Annotated in this window: 17 protein-coding genes and 1 riboswitch; of the genes, 5 read left to right on the top strand and 12 right to left on the bottom strand. The window is 63.3% G+C overall.

The window, feature by feature from the left end; all coding sequences use genetic code 11:
* Positions 1-67: 67 nt before the first annotated feature.
* From IAG25_RS21005 to IAG25_RS20995, 3 genes are all read left to right on the top strand, one after another.
* A complete protein-coding gene (locus IAG25_RS21005; RefSeq protein WP_187606550.1) occupies positions 68-766 on the top strand; it encodes a WecB/TagA/CpsF family glycosyltransferase in 699 nt (232 codons plus the stop codon).
* Positions 767-1104: 338 nt separating this feature from the next.
* Positions 1105-2178, top strand: coding sequence for a hypothetical protein (locus tag IAG25_RS21000; protein ID WP_187606549.1), 1074 nt, complete (start codon positions 1105-1107; stop codon positions 2176-2178).
* Positions 2179-2229: 51 nt separating this feature from the next.
* Positions 2230-2679: a GNAT family N-acetyltransferase gene (locus IAG25_RS20995; RefSeq protein WP_222946571.1), complete on the top strand. Its 450-nt coding sequence runs from the start codon at positions 2230-2232 to the stop codon at positions 2677-2679.
* 36 nt (positions 2680-2715) lie between these two features.
* Here the strand turns inward: IAG25_RS20995 and IAG25_RS20990 are convergent, their stop codons facing one another.
* The 11 genes from IAG25_RS20990 to IAG25_RS20940 all read right to left on the bottom strand — a co-directional run bounded on the left by IAG25_RS20990 (position 2716) and on the right by IAG25_RS20940 (position 14017).
* Entirely contained in the window at positions 2716-3798 is a 1083-nt protein-coding gene (locus tag IAG25_RS20990) for a TraB/GumN family protein (protein ID WP_187606547.1), read from the bottom strand.
* 53 nt (positions 3799-3851) lie between these two features.
* Positions 3852-4856 carry a peptide ABC transporter ATP-binding protein gene (locus IAG25_RS20985; RefSeq protein WP_187606546.1) on the bottom strand — a complete coding sequence of 335 codons (1005 nt, stop codon included), beginning with the start codon at positions 4854-4856 and terminating at the stop codon, positions 3852-3854.
* Positions 4853-5845 (bottom strand): ABC transporter ATP-binding protein, encoded by a 993-nt coding sequence (locus IAG25_RS20980; protein WP_187606545.1) that lies wholly within the window; start codon positions 5843-5845, stop codon positions 4853-4855. Before IAG25_RS20980 ends, IAG25_RS20985 begins: the two co-directional genes overlap by 4 nt.
* 1 nt (position 5846) lies before the next feature.
* Positions 5847-6764 carry an ABC transporter permease subunit gene (locus IAG25_RS20975; RefSeq protein ID WP_035499243.1) on the bottom strand — a complete coding sequence of 306 codons (918 nt, stop codon included), beginning with the start codon at positions 6762-6764 and terminating at the stop codon, positions 5847-5849.
* A 13-nt stretch (positions 6765-6777) separates the two neighbouring features.
* Positions 6778-7788 (bottom strand): ABC transporter permease subunit, encoded by a 1011-nt coding sequence (locus IAG25_RS20970; protein ID WP_187606544.1) that lies wholly within the window; start codon positions 7786-7788, stop codon positions 6778-6780.
* Positions 7789-7914: 126 nt separating this feature from the next.
* A complete protein-coding gene (locus IAG25_RS20965; protein ID WP_187606543.1) occupies positions 7915-9546 on the bottom strand; it encodes an ABC transporter substrate-binding protein in 1632 nt (543 codons plus the stop codon).
* A 320-nt stretch (positions 9547-9866) separates the two neighbouring features.
* On the bottom strand, positions 9867-10706 hold the full coding sequence (metF, locus tag IAG25_RS20960; protein WP_187606542.1) for a methylenetetrahydrofolate reductase [NAD(P)H]: 840 nt from the start codon (positions 10704-10706) through the stop codon (positions 9867-9869).
* 38 nt (positions 10707-10744) lie between these two features.
* Complete coding sequence (locus IAG25_RS20955) at positions 10745-11098, bottom strand: phage holin family protein (RefSeq protein WP_035499250.1); 354 nt, start codon at positions 11096-11098, stop codon at positions 10745-10747.
* A 78-nt stretch (positions 11099-11176) separates the two neighbouring features.
* Positions 11177-12595 carry an adenosylhomocysteinase gene (gene ahcY, locus IAG25_RS20950; protein WP_187606541.1) on the bottom strand — a complete coding sequence of 473 codons (1419 nt, stop codon included), beginning with the start codon at positions 12593-12595 and terminating at the stop codon, positions 11177-11179.
* 31 nt (positions 12596-12626) lie between these two features.
* Positions 12627-12760, bottom strand: a riboswitch (S-adenosyl-L-homocysteine riboswitch).
* An 80-nt stretch (positions 12761-12840) separates the two neighbouring features.
* On the bottom strand, positions 12841-13563 hold the full coding sequence (locus IAG25_RS20945) for an LrgB family protein (protein ID WP_187606540.1): 723 nt from the start codon (positions 13561-13563) through the stop codon (positions 12841-12843).
* Between the two features lie 10 nt (positions 13564-13573).
* Positions 13574-14017, bottom strand: coding sequence for a CidA/LrgA family protein (locus tag IAG25_RS20940; protein WP_187606539.1), 444 nt, complete (start codon positions 14015-14017; stop codon positions 13574-13576).
* A 113-nt stretch (positions 14018-14130) separates the two neighbouring features.
* Here IAG25_RS20940 and IAG25_RS20935 point away from each other — a divergent pair, with 113 nt between their 5' ends.
* A complete protein-coding gene (locus IAG25_RS20935) occupies positions 14131-15075 on the top strand; it encodes a LysR family transcriptional regulator (protein ID WP_187606538.1) in 945 nt (314 codons plus the stop codon).
* Positions 15076-15137: 62 nt separating this feature from the next.
* Here IAG25_RS20935 and IAG25_RS20930 read toward each other — a convergent pair whose 3' ends face one another.
* Entirely contained in the window at positions 15138-16817 is a 1680-nt protein-coding gene (locus tag IAG25_RS20930) for an OmpA family protein (RefSeq protein WP_222946570.1), read from the bottom strand.
* Between the two features lie 310 nt (positions 16818-17127).
* On the opposite strand from IAG25_RS20930, the gene IAG25_RS20925 reads away from it, so the two are divergent.
* The gene (locus IAG25_RS20925) at positions 17128-18825 is read left to right on the top strand and encodes an isovaleryl-CoA dehydrogenase (protein WP_187606537.1); all 1698 of its coding nucleotides are present in this window, start codon (positions 17128-17130) and stop codon (positions 18823-18825) included.
* The last annotated feature ends 419 nt before the right edge of the window (positions 18826-19244 follow it).

Genomic DNA, 19244 nt, shown 5'->3' with positions numbered 1-19244 from the left:
TTTTGGGTGGGCCGTTTTCGTGCAACACAAGAAGTCCAATCTGGTCAGGATAATATTCGACAGAATCATGAGCAGCGACAGCGACGACTGTTCGGGCCAGTCAGTCATTTTTCTGAACCCTCATTCATACATGATTCTCCGGGACCATCCTTATCTCTTCGCGGCCACCGCCAAGGTAGGAATCGACGGTCAATTACTTGTGAAAATTTTGTCAATATTCTGGTCCAGGCACATCGATCGTGTGAGTTTCGACATGACGTCTCTTGCACCACGCGTGTTCCACGACGCAGCGGTATCGTGCAAAAGCGTGTACATCATCGGATCTACACAGGCCAATCTCGACCGAGCTGTTTCCGTACTGGTCGAAAAATTTCCGAAACTCGATATTTGCGGCAGTCGAAACGGCTACTTTCTGAGCGACGCCGATAGAAATCGTGCTCTGCGTGACGTTATGGACTCCAAAGCGAGTGTGCTAATTTGTGGCATGGGGGCGCCGCATCAGGAACGCTTTCTCCATGAACTCCGGTCCCTCGGCTGGACAGGCACCGGCTACACGTGCGGCGGATTCCTGCACCAGACTGCCCGCAAAGGCGCGCGATATTATCCGGGCTGGATCGATCGCTTCCAGTTGCGCTGGCTCTATCGAATATACGACGAGCCGAAGTTGTTCAAACGATACTTCTTCGGTTATCCGATAGCCGTACTTTTCATCATCAAGGATTGCCTTGGCTATGCGATAAGCAAAGTGTCGAGAACTACCGTATGAATCGCAGACGGATGATGCTGAAGTCACTGCTTGCCTTGCAAATGTCCGGTGCGGGTGCCGGTTTGCTTGCTCGCGCAGGCAGATCGGTCGCCGCGCGATTGCCGGAGCCGTCGGAGGTCGAAGCTGCGCTGCAGCGGTCCACGGGAGTGCACTATGGTCCAGGCGATCTCGAAGTTCTCAACTCTTCGTCTGACCTCGCCACATACGCGGGACAGGCAAGCCGTGTGTTTCTGCGAAATGCCAGTCTGTCGGTAAAACGGCAAGAGCGCTTCTTTGTCCGCGATACCAATGGCAGGGGCGCTGAGGGGCATCTTGCCGATGCGCTGGGGAGAACGTGGTTGCCCGATACCCGGCAACTGGTCGATATCAGACGATTCGGGCCCACGAAAGACGGCGACTGCACGGCCTCGCTGCTCGAACGCGCATTCGCGGACCCGGACGTCTACGTGTGGATTCCGCCGGACTTGCGCTGCTCGGCTCTCGATGTGCCGCTTCCATCTCATGCGACCGTCGTCATCGACGGCGTAATCGAGATGACGGCCGGTGCGCCCGCACGCGCGGTGATGTTCACGAATGCCGATCCCCGGCAGGGCAATTCGCACATCGCGCTCGTCGGCAACGGCAGCATCGATGGCGCCAAGGCGCGCCAGGCATCGGACGCGGAGCACGAACTGGTTCGCTTCAGCAACTGCTCGTCGATCGCGATACACCTCGCGCGAGCGGGCGGGAACCGTTTTTCCAGGACCGTCCGGGAGCGTTCGGGTGCGGCAATTCATCTACTGGGCGGTCGGAATCATTCCATTTCGATCGACTTTCTGGTCGACTACGGTCGGGAGGGCGTCTGGCTCTTCGACGTAAGCGACAGCGTTGTCCGCGATATGAACACCTGCGGCGGGACTGAAAGCTGGAGCGGAGTTCAAGTCGGTGGCCCGACGTCGGCGCGCAATAGAATCGCCAGGGTCGCGACGCATCTCGCGGGCGCTTCGGGCATCGGTTGCGACTCGAAGGAATCGCTGGTGGTGGACTGTTCGAGCCGGGCGAATGCCTACTTCCACGGCTTCAACTTCGGACATGCAGGGCAACCCGCCGACGATACAGCCGGGCTGAGACTCCTTTCCGATTCCGCGGGAACCGAAGGTTCGGCAAGCGCCGACTTCAACGGCTTCAGTATCGTGAACGGCAGTCGACGCGTCAGTCTCATCGACTGCGTGGCCGAGCGCGCCTTCAGAGACGGCTTCAACACTTCGGCGGGCGCCGACGAATCCACGCTGTTTCGCTGCACCGCCTCAGGGTCGGGACGTTACGGCGTCAATGCGTACGGCGCGACAGTCGTCGCACGGAACTGCACTTTTCATTCGAATGCAGGCGGATCGGTCTCGCCATCGTGCAACGGGCACGTTCTCGTCGAATAGAGCGGACCTTGAACGATTTCAATGCCGTCTTTAAATCTGGAAATTCATCACATGCTGACTTTGAGAGAAGCGACCGGCCAGGATTCGGATCTGCTCTACAACTGGAGAAACGATCCAGTGACACGCCACGCTAGTCACGACACGTCAGAGATTTCCCGCGATCGACACGAAGCGTGGCTGGCCGCGAGCTTCGCCAATCCACATCGGCTGATATTCATCGCTGAGGAACGCGGACGACCGGTTGGCACGGTGCGCGTCGACAATGGGCCTGACGGCACGGCCGAGCTATCGTGGACAGTTGCGCCGGATGCGCGCGGCGAGGGAGTGGCAACGCGCATGGTTCGTCTGGTTGTGGACGACATCTCTCGCGGATGTCCGGTCCGTGCCGAAATCAAGGCTGGAAACGACGCGTCTGTAAAAGTGGCCGAAGCTGCAGGAATGCGCCTGTTCACTGAGGATCGAGGCGTTTTGCATTTCTACCGCGAAGCTTCTTCCACGTGAATGCAAAACGGGCGCTGATATGCCAGACAGCGTCAATCACCCCGGCACGACCACAAACCCCCGCTTCCTCAACAGTTCGAGCACGCCCCTCGGCCCCCCAAGATGCAACGCCCCGATGGCAACAAAAACGGGCTTATCCGGAGCGGCCAACCCAACCATCCTCGCGACAAACCGCCGATTCCGCTCATACACGACGCGATTATCGACCTGCGCCGCCAGCGCCGGATTCCTCGCGAGCTTGCCGCTCTTCGCGTCATCCCAGGCCTTCAAAGCGTCCGCATCGCCGATACGCCATAACCGATGCAACTCCTTCACATCCACAACATTCTCCGCAGGCGTCTGCACCAGATCCTGCGCGAGCATCTCGCGCTGCTGCGCCGACGTGAGTCGCGTGAATGTAGAGATCTGCTCGTTCAACGTCTCCAGCCCGACGATCTTCCCGCGCGCCCGCAGATACACATTCTGCAATTGCGCCTCGGTGCCGTACTCGCTCTGAAACCCCGCCTTCAACGTGTCGTACGTTTCGATCAGCATCGACGCGAGCCACGGACGCGTATGCCGCAACTCCTTCAGCGCCTCCGGATTGCCGCGCATGCGCGTCTCGACCTTCTTCCACATCGAGTCCGGCAGATAGTCGATCAGACACTCGCTGCGACACATGCCGTAACGGTTCACATCGTCCTGAGACAGCAGCAGTTCATCGGGAGAAATTTCGAGCGCCAGCGTGGGCGATGCATCGAGCGCCGCGAGTATCGATTTGCGAAACGGCTGCTCCGGCGGATAGTCGCTCGCGAAACCCACATGGAGCGTGCCGAGCACATAGATGGTCGTCGTGCCCTTGGTCGCGACATAGAAGGGCATCCGCGGCGGCTGCGCGCGCACCGGACCGCTCGCGGTCGTGCCGTCCGAGCGATCCGCGCGCGGCGGCGAAGCAGGATTGGCCGGCGCGGCGGCGGACCCGGCATCGCCCGCGGCCTGCGGCGTGCGCGATCCGACCACGGCGAAGCCCGCCGACGGGACCGAAACACCCGCCGTAAACAGCACGAACGACAGCACGATGGCTGTCGTTTTGGCGAACGCCGCGCATGAGAAGCGCGGCTTGTCGTATGAATCCGGCACGGCTCACATCTTAAAACATTCGCGTGACGCACCGAACACCTGCCCGGCGAGAATCAGACTTCGACTTCGCCCACCTCCTCGGCGCGATGGCACGACACCTCACGTCCGTCGACCGTGCGCAGCTTCGGCTCTTCCGCGCGGCATCGCTCGATCGCATACGGGCAACGCTGATGGAACGTGCAGCCCGACGGCGGATTGAGCGGCGACGGCATCTCGCCCTGCAGCTTGATCTTGATGCGGCGGTCTTCCTCGAAGATCGCGGGCGTCGCGGACATCAGCGCGCGCGTGTACGGATGGCGCGGATTCGCGAAGATCGTCTTCTTGTCGCCCACTTCGGCGACGCCGCCGAAGTACATCACCATCACGTCGTCGGCGATATGCTCCACCACCGACAAGTTGTGCGAAATGAACACGTAGCTCGTGCCGAACTGCGCCTGCAAATCCATGAACAGATTCAGGATCTGCGCCTGAATCGACACATCGAGCGCGGACACAGGTTCATCCGCGACGAGGATCTGCGGATCGAGAATCATCGCCCGCGCGATGGCCACGCGCTGACGCTGCCCGCCCGAAAACATGTGCGGATAGCGCGTCGCATGCTCGGGCCGCAGGCCGACGGTGCGCATCATCTTCGCGATGCGCTCGGCGCGTTCCGTCGACGAGAGCGACGTGTTGATCGCGAGCGGCTCGCCGAGCGTCTGCTCGACGGTCTTGCGCGGATTCAGCGATGCGAACGGATTCTGAAACACCATCTGCACGCGCTGCCGCAACTCGGCGATCTTCGCCTTGCTCGCGCCCGCGACATCGTCGCCGTCGATCAGCAAGCGGCCCGACGTGGGCGGCTCGATCATCGTCAACTGGCGCGCGAGCGTGGACTTGCCGCAGCCCGATTCGCCGACGACCGCGAGCGTGCGGCCACGCCTCAATTCGAACGACACGCCGTTGAGCGCTTTCACCGTGCCGTGCTGGAACGCGCTGCGCTTCACGTCGTAGTACTTCGTGAGCTGGTCGGCGGCGAGCACGATGTCCTGATTGATTTCCTTCGGTACGGCGTTCATCGCGCGCCTCCTTCCACCACCACATCGATGTTCAACGGCCTGATGCAACGCGCGCGCACGGCCGGATCGTGCTTGTCGAGCTGAAACAGATTCGGCCGGCCCTTCCAGCAATCGTCGACGACGTACTTGCAGCGCGGCGCGAAGAGACATCCGCTCGGCCGGTCGTCCTTGCCCGGCACCATGCCCGGCAGCGCGGCGAGACGCTCCGCGCCACGGCTATGCTCGGGAATCGCGGCGAGCAGCGCTTCCGTGTACGGATGATGCGGCTCGCTGAAGATCGTCGGCACGTGATTCGTTTCGATGACCTCGCCCGCGTACATCACCGCGACGCGCTGCGCCACCTCCGACACGACCGCCAGATCGTGCGAGATCAGCACCAGCGCCATGCCGCGTTCCTTCTGCAGCTTGACGAGCAGTTCCATGATCTGCGCCTGGATCGTCACGTCGAGCGCGGTAGTCGGCTCGTCGGCGATCAAGAGCTTCGGATTGCACGCGACGGCCATCGCGATCATCACGCGCTGGTTCATGCCGCCCGACATCTGATGCGGAAACGCGTTGATGCGGCTCTTCGCATCCGGAATGCCGACCTGATCGAGCAGTTCGAGCGCGCGCTTGTTGAGCGCATCGCCGCGCAAGCCTTCGTGCAGCTTCAGCACTTCCTTGATCTGATAGCCGACGGTATAGCTCGGGTTCAGGCTCGTGAGCGCGTCCTGAAACACCATCGCGATGTCCTTGCCGATGATCCTGCGACGCGCGCGCGCCGACGCCTTCAGCAAGTCCTTGCCGTCGAACGTGACCTGATCGGCGGTGACCTTGCCGGGCGCGTCGATGAGGCCCATCAGCGCCATCATCGTGACGCTCTTGCCAGAGCCGGATTCGCCCACGACGCCGACCACTTCGCCCGGCTTCACGGAGAGGTCGATGCGATCGACCGCCTGCGTGCCGCCGAACGTCACCTGCAAATTGCGGATAGTCAGAAGATCGTTCATGTCAGCCCATCCGTTTGAGTTTCGGATCGAGCGCGTCACGCAGACCGTCGCCGAGCAGGTTGATGACGAGCACCGAGACCAGAATCGACAGGCCCGGCATCGTCACGATCCACCATGCGCTCTCGATGTAATCGCGCGCCGATGCCAGCATCGCGCCCCACTCCGCCGCAGGCGGTTGCACGCCGAGGCCGAGGAAGCCGAGCGCGGCGGCATCGAGAATCGCGGACGAGAAGCCGAGCGTCGCCTGCACGATCAGCGGCGCGGCGCAGTTCGGCAGCACTTGCGAGAACATCAGCCGCACGGTGCCCGCGCCCGCGACGCGCGATGCCGTCACGTATTCCTTCTGCAATTCACCGAGCGCCGACGCGCGCGTCAGACGCACATAGCCCGGCAGCGCGACGATCGCGATCGCGAGCATCGTGTTGACGAGCCCCGGCCCGATGATCGCCACGACGGCGACCGCGAGCAGCAGCGACGGCAGCGCGAGCAGCACGTCCATCACGCGCATGATCGGCGTATCGAGCCAGTTGAAGAACGCGGCCATGAGACCGAGCACGACGCCCGGAATCAGCGCGAGCACCACCGACACGAAGCCGATCCAGAATGACAGCCGCGCGCCGTACATCAGACGCGAGAGGATGTCGCGGCCGGCTTCGTCGGTGCCGAGCGGGAACATGCGGTTGCCGCCTTCGAGCCATGCGGGCGGAATCTTCACGTAGTCGCGGTATTGCTCGATCGGGCTGTGCGGCGCGATCAGCGGCGCGGTAAGCGCGATGAGGATCAACACGAGCACGATCAGTCCCGCGACCACCGCGCCGCGATTGCGCGAGAAGTTCGCCCAGAACTCGCGCGCGGCGACCATGCGGCCGGAGGGCGGTGTCAGCGCCTGGGGCGGGAGATTGTTTTGAATGTCAGCCATAACTTGTTTGACCTCAGCGAGTATGGCGAATGCGCGGATTCAACACGCCGTAGAGCAGATCGACGACCAGATTCACGACGATCACGAGTGTCGCGATCATCAGAATGCCGCCTTGCACGACCGGATAGTCACGACGCGAAATGGCGTCGATGAGCCACTTGCCGACGCCCGGCCACGAGAACAGCGTCTCGGTCAGCACCGCGCCCGCGAGCAGCGTGCCGACCTGCAGGCCGATCACCGTCACCACGGGAATCAGCGCGTTGCGCAGCGCATGCACGACGACCACGCGCAGCGGCGACAAACCTTTCGCGCGCGCCGTGCGGATATAGTCCTCGCGCAGCACTTCGAGCATCGACGAACGCGTCATGCGCGCGATGACCGCGAGCGGAATCGTGCCGAGCACGATGGTCGGCAGAATCAGATGCGACACCGCCGACGTGAACGCGCCTTCATCGGTGGAGAAGAGCGCATCGATCAGCATGAAGCCCGTGACGTGCGGAATGTCGTACTCGACCGCGATGCGGCCCGACACCGGCGTCCATCCGAGCTTCGCCGAGAAGAACATGATGAGGATCAAGCCCCACCAGAAAATCGGCATCGAATAGCCGGTGAGCGCGGTGCCCATCACGCCGTGATCGACGACGGTGCCGCGCCTGAGCGCAGCCGCGACGCCCGCAGGCAGCCCGACGACGAGCGCGAAGATCATCGCGCAGATGGAGAGCTCGACCGTCGCGGGAAAGCGCGCGAGGAACTCGCCCATCACGCTCGTATTCGTGATGATCGAGGTGCCGAGATCGCCTTTCAGCGCATGCCCGACGTAAGTGAGGTATTGAACCGGAAGCGGCTGATCGAGGCCGAGGCGCTTCATGGCTTCGGCGTGCATCGCCGGGTCCACGCCGCGCTCGCCCATCATCACTTCGATGGGGTCGCCAGGGATCAGGTGGATGAGCGCGAACGCGAGAATCGTAATGCCGATGAACGTCGGTATCACCATTCCTATGCGTCGCAAAACGAATCGGAACATGATCGCCCTTTTCGGTATTGGAGGGACTAGAAACGTGTCCGGCGGCTTGGATCGTACTTCGACCCGCGCCGCCGGACCTTTTCGATTAGTTATGGTTTAGTGCAAAAAGCGTTCCGCAGCAAAAGCTTATTGCATCCCGACGCCATCGAAACGCACGTAGCCAAGCGGCTCGATCTTCATGTTCGTCACCTTCTTGCTGACAGGCTGATACACGGTCGAGTGCGCGATCGGCGAGAACGGCAGTTGCTGCGCGAAGATCTGCTGCGCATCGGTGTAGGCCTTGGTGCGCGCGGCGACATCGGTGGTCGAGCGGCCCTTCACGACGAGATCGTCGAACGGCTTGTAGCACCACTTCGAGAAGTTGCTGCCCTTCACCGCGTCGCAGCCGAGCAGCGTGCCGAGCCAGTTGTCGGGGTCGCCGTTGTCGCCCGTCCAGCCGATCAGGAGCGCATCATGTTCGCCCGCGTGCGCGCGCTTCAGATACTCGCCCCACTCGTACGACACGATGTTCGCCTTCACGCCGATCTTCGCCCAGTCGGCCTGGATCATTTCCGCCATCAGGCGCGCGTTCGGGTTGTACGCGCGTTGCACGGGCATCGCCCACAGCGTGATTTCGAAGCCGTTCGGGAAGCCCGCTTTCGCAAGCAGTTCCTTCGCCTTCGCGGTGTCGTACGTCTGACCCTTCAGGTTCTTGTCGTAAGACCACTGCGTCGGCGGCATCGGTGCGGTGGCTGGCTGGCCCGCGCCCTGATACACGGAATCGATGATCGCCTTCTTGTTGATCGCCATGTCGAGCGCGCGGCGCACGTCGGCGTTGCCGAGGTCCTTCTTCGTCACGTTGTACGCGACATAGCCTTCGTTGAAGCCTGCCTGCGACGGCGTATCGACAGTCGACACCGACTTCAGCGTCGAGATATCGCCCGGACGCGGGTAGCTCATCACCTGGCATTCGTTGTTCTTCAGCTTCTGCACGCGCACGGCGGCATCCGGCGTGATCGAGAAGATCAGCTTCGAAATCTGCACGGCGTTCGGCTTCCAGTAATCAGGATTGCCGTCGAAGCGGATGGTCGCGTCCTTCGTGTAGCTGCGGAAGATGAACGGGCCCGTGCCGACCGGCTGCTGATTGATGTCGGCGGCCTTGCCGTCCTTCATCAGCTTGTCCGTGTACTCGGCCGACAGGATCGACGCGTATTCCATCGCCATGTTCTGGATGAACGGCGCGCTCACTTCCTTCAGCGTGAACTTCACGGTGTACGGGTTTACCTTCTCGATCTTCGAGATCAGCTTGTCCATGCCGAGGTCCGTGAAGTACGGAAACTGCACGTTGTACGCCTTGCGGAACGGATTGTTCGGATCGAGCATGCGGTTGAACGTGAAGATCACGTCGTCCGCGTTGAATTCGCGCGTCGGCTTGAAGTACGACGTCGTCTGGAACTTCACGCCGTGGCGCAGATGGAACGTGTAGGTGAGTCCGTCGGACGACACGTCCCACTTCTCGGCGAGACCCGGTTCGACCTTCGTGCCGCCGCGCTCGAACTCGACGAGACGGTTGTACACGGTGAACGTGTTCGCGGTGAAATCGGTGCCGGTCGTGTACTGGGCCGGATCGAAGCCGGCCGGGCTGCCTTCGGAGCAGTACACGAGCGTCTTGTTCGGGATGGCGGCATTCGCCGCGGTTGCTGCGAAGAGCGTCGCCGTGACCACGGCGCCCGCGAGCGCCGAACCGCGGACGGCTCGCAACAGGCTGTTTTTGTTCATGTTTCCTCCAAGTCAATGCCGGCTTCTGGCCGGCGTAGCGCGAGTTTACTTGATCGCACCGCCCGTTTTTCGGCGCGTGTGCGCGAAGTCGGGCGCTACCCTAGCACGAACAAAAGTGACATGCGCGCTTGGTTTTCCCCACTAGAACTTGTCGTCGATGACGCTTCGATAAGGGTAGGTTATCCGCCATGCATGGAGGTGATAGACGCACGGCGAAATATTGCGCGCGACGGGATTTGTCAGCGCAAAAAGGCGAACAACGAAGGAGGAGAGAGAAGAACCGCGCGGCGAGCGCCGCGCGGGTGAAACATTGATGCTGGTCAGGCGTTCTTCAAGCCGAGACGCTCGCAAACCGTCTTCGACGCCCACGCGCCGTTGAGCGTGTAGAAATGCAGCCCCGGCGCGCCGCCGTCGATGAGGCGGCGGCACAGACCCGTCACCACGTCGACGCCGAATGCGCGAATCGACTCGCGGTCGTCGCCGAAGCTTTCGAGCCGGCGCGCGATCCACTTCGGCACTTCCGCGCCGCACATGTCGGAGAAGCGCATCAGTTGCGTGAAGTTCGTGATCGGCATGATGCCCGGCACGATCGGCACGTCGACGCCAAGCTTGCGTGCTTCCTCGACAAACTTGAAGTACGAATCGGCATTGAAGAAGTACTGCGTGATCGCGGAATTCGCGCCCGCCTTCACCTTGCGCGCGAAGTTTTCCAGATCCGCGCGCGGCGACTTCGATTGCGGATGGAACTCCGGATACGCGGCCACTTCGATGTTGAACCAGTCGCCGTGCTCCTGGCGAATGAACGCCACGAGCTCGGACGCATAGCGCAACTCGCCGACTGCGCCCATGCCCGAAGGCAGATCGCCACGCAGCGCGACGATATGGCGAATGCCGTGCTCACGGTACTGCGCGAGAATCGCGCGCAGATTCTCGCGCGATGAACCGACGCACGAAAGATGCGGCGCGGCTTCGAAGCCTTCCGCGGCCATTTCGAGCACGGCGTCGAGCGTGCCTTGCTGCGTGGAGCCGCCCGCGCCGAACGTCACGGAGACGAACTTGGGCGAAAGCGTCTTCAGCTCCGCGCGGGTAGCGCGCAGCTTGTCCACGCCTTCCTGCGTCTTCGGCGGGAAAAACTCGAATGAGAGTTCGATCGGTTTCATGATGTTTTCTGACGAACGGCAGCGTTCGCGCTCCAGCGTCACCCGAAATTACGATTCCCGAACACCAGCGCCGACAGCAGCCACGACACGATGCTGTACAGAATCGAGCCGAAGAACGCGGACCAGAAGCCCGATACTTCGAAGCCCTTCAACAGCGACGAGCACAGCCAGAAACACAGCGCATTCACGACGAGTATGAAGAGCCCGAGCGTGACGATCGTCACCGGCAGCGTGAGGATGATGAGGACGGGTCTGATGACCGCGTTGATGAGCCCCAGCACGATTGCGATGATGAGCGCCGTGCCGAAACTGCGAATGTGGATCGACGGCACCAGATACGTGATGATCAACAGCGCGAGCGCATTGATCAGCCATGTCAGGAGCAGGGTCATCGAGGAATCTCCGGTTGATGCGTGTTGGTTGCGCGGGGCAATCTCCCGCCCCGCGCAACGATTCGCCGCCGCTCGCGATCAGTAGCGGTAGTGGTTGGGCTTGAACGGACCGTTCTTGTCGACGCCGATATAGCCGGCCTGCTCGTCCGACAGCACGGTCAGCTCCGCGCCGATACGGCCGAGGTGCAGGCGCGCGACCTTCTCGTCGAGATGCTTCGGCAGCACGTAGACCTTGTTCTCGTACTTCTTGCCTTGGGTGAACAGTTCGATCTGCGCGAGCGTCTGGTTGGTGAACGAGTTCGACATCACGAACGACGGATGGCCCGTCGCGCAGCCCAGGTTCACGAGACGGCCTTCAGCCAGAAGGATGATCTTCTTGCCGTCCGGGAAGACGATGTGATCGACCTGCGGCTTGATGTTGTCCCACGTGTACTGGCGCGTCGAAGCGATATCGATTTCCGAATCGAAGTGACCGATGTTGCAGACGATCGCGTTGTTGCGCATCGCCTTCATGTGGTCGTGGCTGATGACGTGGTAGTTGCCCGTTGCCGTCACGAAGATGTCCGCGCGGCTGGCGGCGTATTCCATCGTCACGACGCGGTAGCCTTCCATCGCGGCTTGCAGCGCGCAGATCGGATCGATTTCCGTGACCCACACCGTCGCGCCCAGACCGCGCAGCGATTGCGCGCAGCCCTTGCCCACGTCGCCGTAGCCGGCGACGACCGCGATCTTGCCCGCGATCATCACATCGGTTGCGCGCTTGATGCCGTCGACGAGCGATTCGCGGCAGCCATAGAGGTTGTCGAACTTCGACTTCGTGACCGAGTCGTTCACGTTGATGGCGGGGAACGGCAGACGGCCTTCCTTCTCCATCTGATACAGGCGATGCACGCCCGTGGTGGTTTCTTCCGTCACGCCCTGGATGTGTGACAGACGCGTGGAGTACCACGTGGGATCCGCATCCAGATGCTTGCCGATGGACTTGTACAGCGCGACTTCTTCCTCGTTCGTCGGCTTGGCGATGACCGAGCGGTCCTTCTCGGCCTTCGCGCCGAGGATGAGCAGCAGCGTCGCGTCGCCGCCGTCATCGAGAATCATGTTGGCGAACTGACCGTTCGGCCATTCGAAGATGCGATGGCTGAACTCCCAGTATTCGTCGAGCGATTCGCCCTTGAACGCGAACACCGGCGTGCCGCCATCGGCGATGGCCGCGGCTGCGTGATCCTGCGTCGAGAAGATGTTGCACGACGCCCAGCGCACGTCCGCGCCCAGCGCCGTCAGCGTTTCGATCAGCACGCCCGTTTGAATCGTCATGTGCAACGAACCGGCGATGCGCGCACCCTTCAGCGGCTGCTGCGCCTTGTATTCCTCGCGCGTCTGGATGAGGCCCGGCATCTCCGTTTCGGCGATGTCGAGTTCCTTGCGGCCCCATGCGGCGAGCGACATGTCGGCGACGACGTAATCCTTGGTATTGGAATCGAGAACTGCGGCGTTCATCACGCCCTCCTTTCTAAATAGTCTAGAAATGTTGACGTGAGCGCCGTTCGATGCGGTGGCTCAGCGGGCGCCTTGCTTGCGTGGCGCTTTCGAACCGTCCGGATTGAATGCTTCCGAGCCTGGCGGCCTGTGTGTTTTCTGGCCGTCGCAACGCTCCTCGGAAGCGAGCGTCGATTGTAGCAAAGTCTCGTGGGAACGATCCTATTCTGAGACGCGCGCGTGGGCTTTCGCGGCGCCGTCGGGGATCAGAACGGCAGAACGCTCAGCAGCGGCGCGAGCAGCACCATCGCGACGCCCGCGATCATCATCGTGAGACTCGCGACGACGCCCTCTTCGCTGCCGAGTTCGCGCGCCTTCGCCGTGCCGACGCCGTGCGCCGCCGCGCCGAACAACGCGCCGCGCGCAAGCCGCGTGCGCAAGGGCACGAGCGCGAGCACGATTTCGCCGAACAACATGCCGCAGACGCCCGTCGCGATCACGAAAAGCGCGGTCAGATCCTTCGGCGCGTGGATCTTGTCGGAGACGGCGAGCGCGAACGGCGTCGACACCGAGCGCGTCGCGAGGCTGCGCTGCAGTTCCGGCGACAGATGCAGCAGCTTCGCGAGCATCAGCGATCCGCCGACCGCCACCAGAATCCCGACCGTCACGCCGACCGTCAGCGAAATCCAGTGACGCTTGATGAGCGCGCGGTATTCATAGATCGGCACCGCGAACGCGACGGTCGCGGGACCGAGCAGCCACATGAGCCAGCGCGTGTCGGCGAAATAAACCGAGTACGGAATGCGCGCCATCACGACGATGAGCGCGAGCACGGCGGGCACGGCCAGCAATGGCGTGAGCCACGGCTGCCGGAAGCGCGCGTAGAGATGCTTGGCCGCGAAATACAGCGCGACGGTCAGCACGAAGCAACCCGCCGCGATGAGCCGCGCGGCGTCGTCTGCGATGAGAGCGGCGAAGAAGTGGTTCATGTCGGCGTGCTCAGGCGCGCGCCGCATGCCGCGCCACGAGCGCGCGGCGCAATGCGAGGCGGCGTTCGAGGCCTGCCGCACGGTCGACCGCGAACGCGACGGCCACCATCACCATCAACGTTCCCCCGACGACGACGAGCGCGAGGCGCCAGCCGTCCTCCATGAAAAGGCCGCCGTACTGAACCGCCGCGACCGCCGCCGGAATGAAGAACAGCAGCATGTCCGAGAGCAGCCAGTCCGCGCCCGCCTTCACCCAGCGCGGCGCGATGCCGCCGCAGAACAGAAGCGCGAGCAGCGCGACCAGCCCGACCACGCCGCCCGGCACCGGCAGCGCCAGCTTGCGCGCGACGAAATCCGCCGCGACCCAGATCGCCGCGAGCGCGGCAGACTGCACCGCGACGCGCAGAAAGCGGCCGAAGGCGGATTGCGGATGAGTCATGACGACAGCGGACATGGCGGGCTCTTGGATTAGGGTTAACCTTTAGCCGAGTATATGGGCGCACCTAGCATAATAAAAATGAATTAACCTTATCCAAAACATTCCAAACTGGAATTCTGGAGCCGAAGATGGAATTGCGCGCCTTGCGGTACTTCATCGAAGTTGTGAAGCAGAAGAGCTTCACCGCCGCTGCCGAGCACATGTTCGTGACGCAGCCGACTATCAGCAAGATGGTGAAGGCGCTGGAGGATGAAGTCGGTTCGCCGCTGCTTCTGCGCGAAGGCCGTCAGATGGTGCTGACCGACGCTGGGCAGATCGTCTATCAGCGCGGCGTCGAGGTGCTGGCGGCGCACGCGCGGCTGGAGGCCGAGCTGAACGATCTCGGCACGTTCGGGCGCGGCACGCTGACGATAGGCATTCCGCCGATGGGCGGTTCGCTCTTCACGCCCGCGATCGCGGCGTTCCGGCGTCGCTATCCGAAGGTCGAGCTCAAGTTGTTCGAGCGCGGCTCGAAGGCGATCGAGGCGGCGTTGATCGACGGCGAACTGGAACTGGGCGGCGTCCTGCAGCCCGTCGATACCGCGATGTTCGACATTCTGCCCGTCAGCCGGCAGGTTCTGTGGCTCGTCGCGCAGAAAGGTTCGCGCTGGGACGATGCCCGCGAAGTCGCCCTCACCGATCTCGCCGCCGAGCCCTTCGTGTTCTACGGCGAGAGCCTCGCGCTCAACGACGTCGTGCTCAACGCATGCCGCGAGGCGGGATTCGCGCCGACGATCGTCGGCCGCAGCGGGCACTGGGATTTCATGGCGGCGCTCGTGCAGGCGGGCATCGGCATCGCGCTGCTGCCCGCGCCCTATTGCCGTCGGCTCGACGCGAACGCGTTCACCTGCCGTCGGGTCGTGGCCCCGGAAATTCACTGGGACATGGCGCTCGGCTGGCGGCGCAACGGTTATCTATCGCACGCGGCGCGCGCGTGGATCGAAGTCGCGCGCGAAATGCTGCCGGCGAATCTCGACCAGGATTTCATGGCCGATGGATTCCCGCGCGCCCGACGCGACAACCCGGAAACATGACGCGCCGGCCGCTGTGAACGGACCGGCGCGTTTTTTTCTGCGACTTCCGGGTGGTTCCGGAATCAGCTCATTTCCTTGAACTCGATCCGGCGATTTGCCGCGCGGCCCTCGCGCGTCGCGTTATCGGCGATCGGATGGGCGTCGCCGAAACCTTCCGCCGTGAGCGTGTCCGCCGGCGCGCCGTGCTGGATCAGATAGCTGCGCACGGCTTGCGCACGCTTTTTCGACAAGTGCAGATTCGACGCCGCATTGCCCGAACTGTCCGAATAACCGCCGATCTGCAGCTTGACCGGCTTGCCCGCCGTGCTGCATTCCTTCAGCGACTTCGCGGATTGGGCGAGTTCGTCGAGTGCGGCGTGCGGCAGCGCGTTCGACGCGAAGCCGAAGGTGATCGGATGCAGATTCAGATTTTTCGCGGCGTCGCTGGCGGCACAACTCGCGGCGGCTTGCGCGTCGGAGGCTGCCAGGGCCTTCGCCGCGGCGGTGGTGTCGGTTGCGGCGATCGTCCAGCCTTCGCCGAAGAACGACTTCAGCTTGTCCAGCCAGCCGAGCTTCGGATCGCCCGCGCGACCGTCCAGATCGATCTTGTCGCCCGCGATGCGCACTTTCGCGCCCGGCAGCGTCATGACCGGCAGCAGGCCGTCGAGCTTGCTGATCCACGTGGCCGGCTTCGTGTCCGGATCGACGGTGATGTTCGCGTGGAATTTGTCCGCGCCGAGCTTCGCCGCGAGTGCGTCGATCAGCTGGTGCTTCTCTTCCTCGCTGTTGACCGTGGCGGTTAGCGTGGGAACGCTGGATGCATCGACCGCGACCGACATCGTCGAGTCCTTGCCCGGCGACGCGACGGGCGCCGATGACTGATCGGCAACTGCCGACGCCGTCGCCGACGTGTCGGAAGCGGCGGCTGCGTTCGAATTCGAATCGGACAGCGCATCCGGCTTCGCCTGCGGCGCGGCGTCCTGCTCCGGCTTTTCGGTCGAACAACCGCGACCGATCAGAACCGCGAGCAGAGCGAGCGCGGCGGCGAGCGCGACCCACCACCACTTCTTCTTGCGGGCGTTTTCCTTGACGGGCGAATCGATCGCGGCAGGCGCTTCCGGCGGCTGAGAGAAGGCCGCCGCTTCCTGCGTCGCCGGATGTTCGAGGTGCGCCGCCACGGCCTTCAGCCGCGATGCAACGCCTGCAAGGAACGCGCCGACCGAACCGAGACCGAGCGCATTGGCGAACGCGTCCGTCAGGTTCGCGCGCACCACGGGCAACTGATGGCCGAGGAGCGTCGGAAGCTGGTCGGGGTTGCCGTTGTGCTGCGTGAACTGGCGCTTGAGCACGCCGAAGAGCGTCGCGCCGACCACGCCGATCAGCGTGCGCGTAGCGCTCGCCGCAACGCCCGTATATTCGGCGATGCGCTCGGCGAGCACGTTGATGCTGTCGTGCGAGGCGATCGCGGTATCGACGTTCGCGCCGGCGTCGACGAGCGTCTTGAAGCCATCGTCCTGAATGGCGAAATGCGGCAGTTCTTCCGCGATCAGCGCGTTCGTGCCCGGCGACATGATCGACGCGAACAGATTGCGCGCGCCCTCTAGCGACGACGCCTTGTTCATCATCGCGCCGATGAGCGCCGGGCCGCACAGCGACACCACGCGCTTGGCCGATTCCGGCGCGCAGCCGATGCGCCCGGCGATGTGCTGCAACACGCTTTCTGTCAAAGCGCTCTGGACAACTTGATTGAGGTTCATGCTCATTGAGAATGCTTCCGTGAAAGGCGTTATTGCATCCGCCCGAATAGACGAGCCGATTATAGGTTCGGGGTCCTGCGCGTCATTGGGGCGGGAGTAACAATCGGATTTATCTCAGTGATCGGCGTTTTAGGACCGCGCATCAGAAAGGCGTCCCGGAGTCTGAAAAGAGCGATGCGTCTACACGTCCGACCAATGCGCGGCCTATGATTCTTGAAATCGAGATGGCGTCCGGGACAGTGAAACGGCTGTTGCGCCCGCCCGACAGTGACGAATTCCCGCGCCGCCGATCCGCGCGCAAAGAAGGAGACCGACAATGTCCGATCCCGCCGATCGCCCGTTCGGGCAGACACACGAAGTCACGAATCAGGCGTCGCCGCTCGTCGGCTACGACGCTTTCGCCTTCGATCCGGCGCTCGCCGCCGCCGTGGAGCGCGAGGGCGCGCAATGGCACGCGGAAACGCTCTCGCGCGACGGCATGGCGCTGACGCAGCCGGAAGTCGTCGCGCTGGCGGAACTCGCCAACCGGCACGAGCCGGAACTCGCGACGCATAGTCCGCGCGGCGAGCGGATCGACGCTGTCGAGTTTCATCCGGCCTGGCACGAACTGCTGCGGCGTCTGCGTCGCGAAGGACTGCACGCGATGCCGTTCGAGCCGTCGGCGCGGGCTGGCTCGATGGCCGCGCGATGCGCCGGCTACTACCTGCACGGCCAGCTCGAATCGGGCTCGCTATGTCCGATCACGATGACGTTCGCGAGCATTCCGATCCTGCGCAACGAGCCCGATCTGTTCGCGCGGATCGCGCGGCCGCTGCTGTCGCGAGAGCACGATCCGCGCGACATTCCGCTCGAAGCCGGCAAACATTCGATGATGATCGGAATGGGCATGACCGAAAAACAGGGCGGCTCCGACGTGCGCAGCAACCGCACACGCGCCCATGCGCTGGGCGCGCCGGGACGCGGCGGTGCGTATCGGCTGGTCGGTCACAAATGGTTCTTTTCGGCGCCGCAATGCGACGCGCATCTCGTGCTCGCGCGCACCGCCGACGAAGGCGGCCTGTCCTGCTTCTACGTGCCGCGCTTCACGCCGGACGGCCGCAAGAATGCGGTGCAGGTCCAGCGCCTGAAGGACAAGCTCGGCAACCGTTCGAACGCGAGCAGCGAGGTGGAGTTCTTCGATGCCTACGGCCTGATGATCGGCGATGAGGGGCGCGGGGTGCCGACCATCATCGAGATGGCGAACTTCACGCGGCTCGATTGCGTGATCGGCAGCGCGGCGCTGATGCGCGCGGCGCTCGTGCAGGCGATCCATCACGCGCGGCATCGCAGCGTCTTCGGTGCGCGTCTCGTCGATCAACCGTTGATGCGCAACGTGCTCGCCGATCTCGCGCTCGAATCCGAGGCGGCGACGGTCCTGTTCATGCGGCTCGCGGGCGCGTTCGAGCAGAGCGGCGCGCCGGGCGGAGCGCTCGCCGAGCGCGCGTGGCGGCGCATCGTGACGCCCGCCGCGAAGTTCTGGGTGTGCAAGCGCGCGCTCGAATTCACCGGCGAGGCGATGGAAGTCTGGGGCGGCAATGGCTATGTCGAGACCGGGCCGATGGCGCGTTTCTATCGCGAGGCGCCGGTCAATTCGATCTGGGAGGGGTCGGGAAATGTGATGTGTCTCGACGTGCTGCGTGCGTTCGAGCGCGAACAGGACGCCGCGCATGCGCTGCTGGACGACTGGCGGACGACCGCGGGCGCGCATCCGGCGCTGGCGGGGGCGCTGGCGTCGCTCGTCGACATGCTGACGGGCGATCCGGGCGCGAGAGAAGCGTCGGCGCGGCGCATCGCGCAGCAACTGGTGCTTTGCGCGCAAGGGGTGTTGCTGGCGCGGCATGCGCCGCGGGAAGTCGCGGATGCGTTCATTGATACGCGGCTCGGTGATGGGCGTGGTGAAACTGGGCGGGTTTATGGCACGCTGCCGGCGCGGTTCGATCATGGGGGGATCGTTGGGCGGGCGTTTGCTGCCTAAGGCCTTGGGCTTCTATGGATTGCCTGTGTTCGTGGTGGTCTATTAGCACTGCCCCTGTGCGGGGCGGCAGTCACTTTCTTTGCTGCTGCAAAGAAAGTAACCAAAGAAAGCAGCTATCCCCAGCCTAAGCACTTCACACCGGCCGCGGCACAGACGATTGGCCTAATGGCCCGGCAGTAGCGAGTGCCCCCAAAAACTCACCGGGCTTGGCTCGCGCACGGTTTGCCGCCCGAGACGATTCAGCGCGCTGGTTCAGCACGAAAGTGTTCCGGCACAGCGCTACGCGCTGCCGTTGGGTATGCGAGGGAAATCGTCGAAGAAGAAGCGCACGCGGACCCGGTTGACCCATCGGCCGCGAAGCGGGCCGGAGCCATTTGGTGCTGAACCAGTGACGCAAGCGACGCGATGCGGCAGACCGT

It is taken from the genome of Caballeronia sp. EK, from assembly GCF_014384845.1.
Taxonomy (GTDB): Bacteria; Pseudomonadota; Gammaproteobacteria; order Burkholderiales; family Burkholderiaceae; genus Caballeronia; species Caballeronia jiangsuensis.
The sequence above is the reverse complement of the archived record's forward strand: the minus strand, read 5'-3'. Positions and strand labels throughout refer to the sequence as shown.

Bases quoted from the DNA above. Each gene is read 5' to 3' on its own strand.
- IAG25_RS21005 (WP_187606550.1), top strand. From the start codon at position 68: ATGAGCAGCGACAGCGACGACTGTTCGGGCCAGTCAGTCATTTTTCTG.
- IAG25_RS20995 (WP_222946571.1), top strand. From the start codon at position 2,230: ATGCTGACTTTGAGAGAAGCGACCGGCCAGGATTCGGATCTGCTCTAC.
- IAG25_RS20985 (WP_187606546.1), bottom strand. From the start codon at position 4,856: ATGAACGCCGTACCGAAGGAAATCAATCAGGACATCGTGCTCGCCGCC.
- IAG25_RS20980 (WP_187606545.1), bottom strand. From the start codon at position 5,845: ATGAACGATCTTCTGACTATCCGCAATTTGCAGGTGACGTTCGGCGGC.
- IAG25_RS20975 (WP_035499243.1), bottom strand. From the start codon at position 6,764: ATGGCTGACATTCAAAACAATCTCCCGCCCCAGGCGCTGACACCGCCC.
- IAG25_RS20970 (WP_187606544.1), bottom strand. From the start codon at position 7,788: ATGTTCCGATTCGTTTTGCGACGCATAGGAATGGTGATACCGACGTTC.
- IAG25_RS20965 (WP_187606543.1), bottom strand. From the start codon at position 9,546: ATGAACAAAAACAGCCTGTTGCGAGCCGTCCGCGGTTCGGCGCTCGCG.
- metF (WP_187606542.1), bottom strand. From the start codon at position 10,706: ATGAAACCGATCGAACTCTCATTCGAGTTTTTCCCGCCGAAGACGCAG.
- IAG25_RS20955 (WP_035499250.1), bottom strand. From the start codon at position 11,098: ATGACCCTGCTCCTGACATGGCTGATCAATGCGCTCGCGCTGTTGATC.
- ahcY (WP_187606541.1), bottom strand. From the start codon at position 12,595: ATGAACGCCGCAGTTCTCGATTCCAATACCAAGGATTACGTCGTCGCC.
- IAG25_RS20945 (WP_187606540.1), bottom strand. From the start codon at position 13,563: ATGAACCACTTCTTCGCCGCTCTCATCGCAGACGACGCCGCGCGGCTC.
- IAG25_RS20940 (WP_187606539.1), bottom strand. From the start codon at position 14,017: ATGTCCGCTGTCGTCATGACTCATCCGCAATCCGCCTTCGGCCGCTTT.
- IAG25_RS20935 (WP_187606538.1), top strand. From the start codon at position 14,131: ATGGAATTGCGCGCCTTGCGGTACTTCATCGAAGTTGTGAAGCAGAAG.
- IAG25_RS20930 (WP_222946570.1), bottom strand. From the start codon at position 16,817: ATGAGCATGAACCTCAATCAAGTTGTCCAGAGCGCTTTGACAGAAAGC.
- IAG25_RS20925 (WP_187606537.1), top strand. From the start codon at position 17,128: ATGTCCGATCCCGCCGATCGCCCGTTCGGGCAGACACACGAAGTCACG.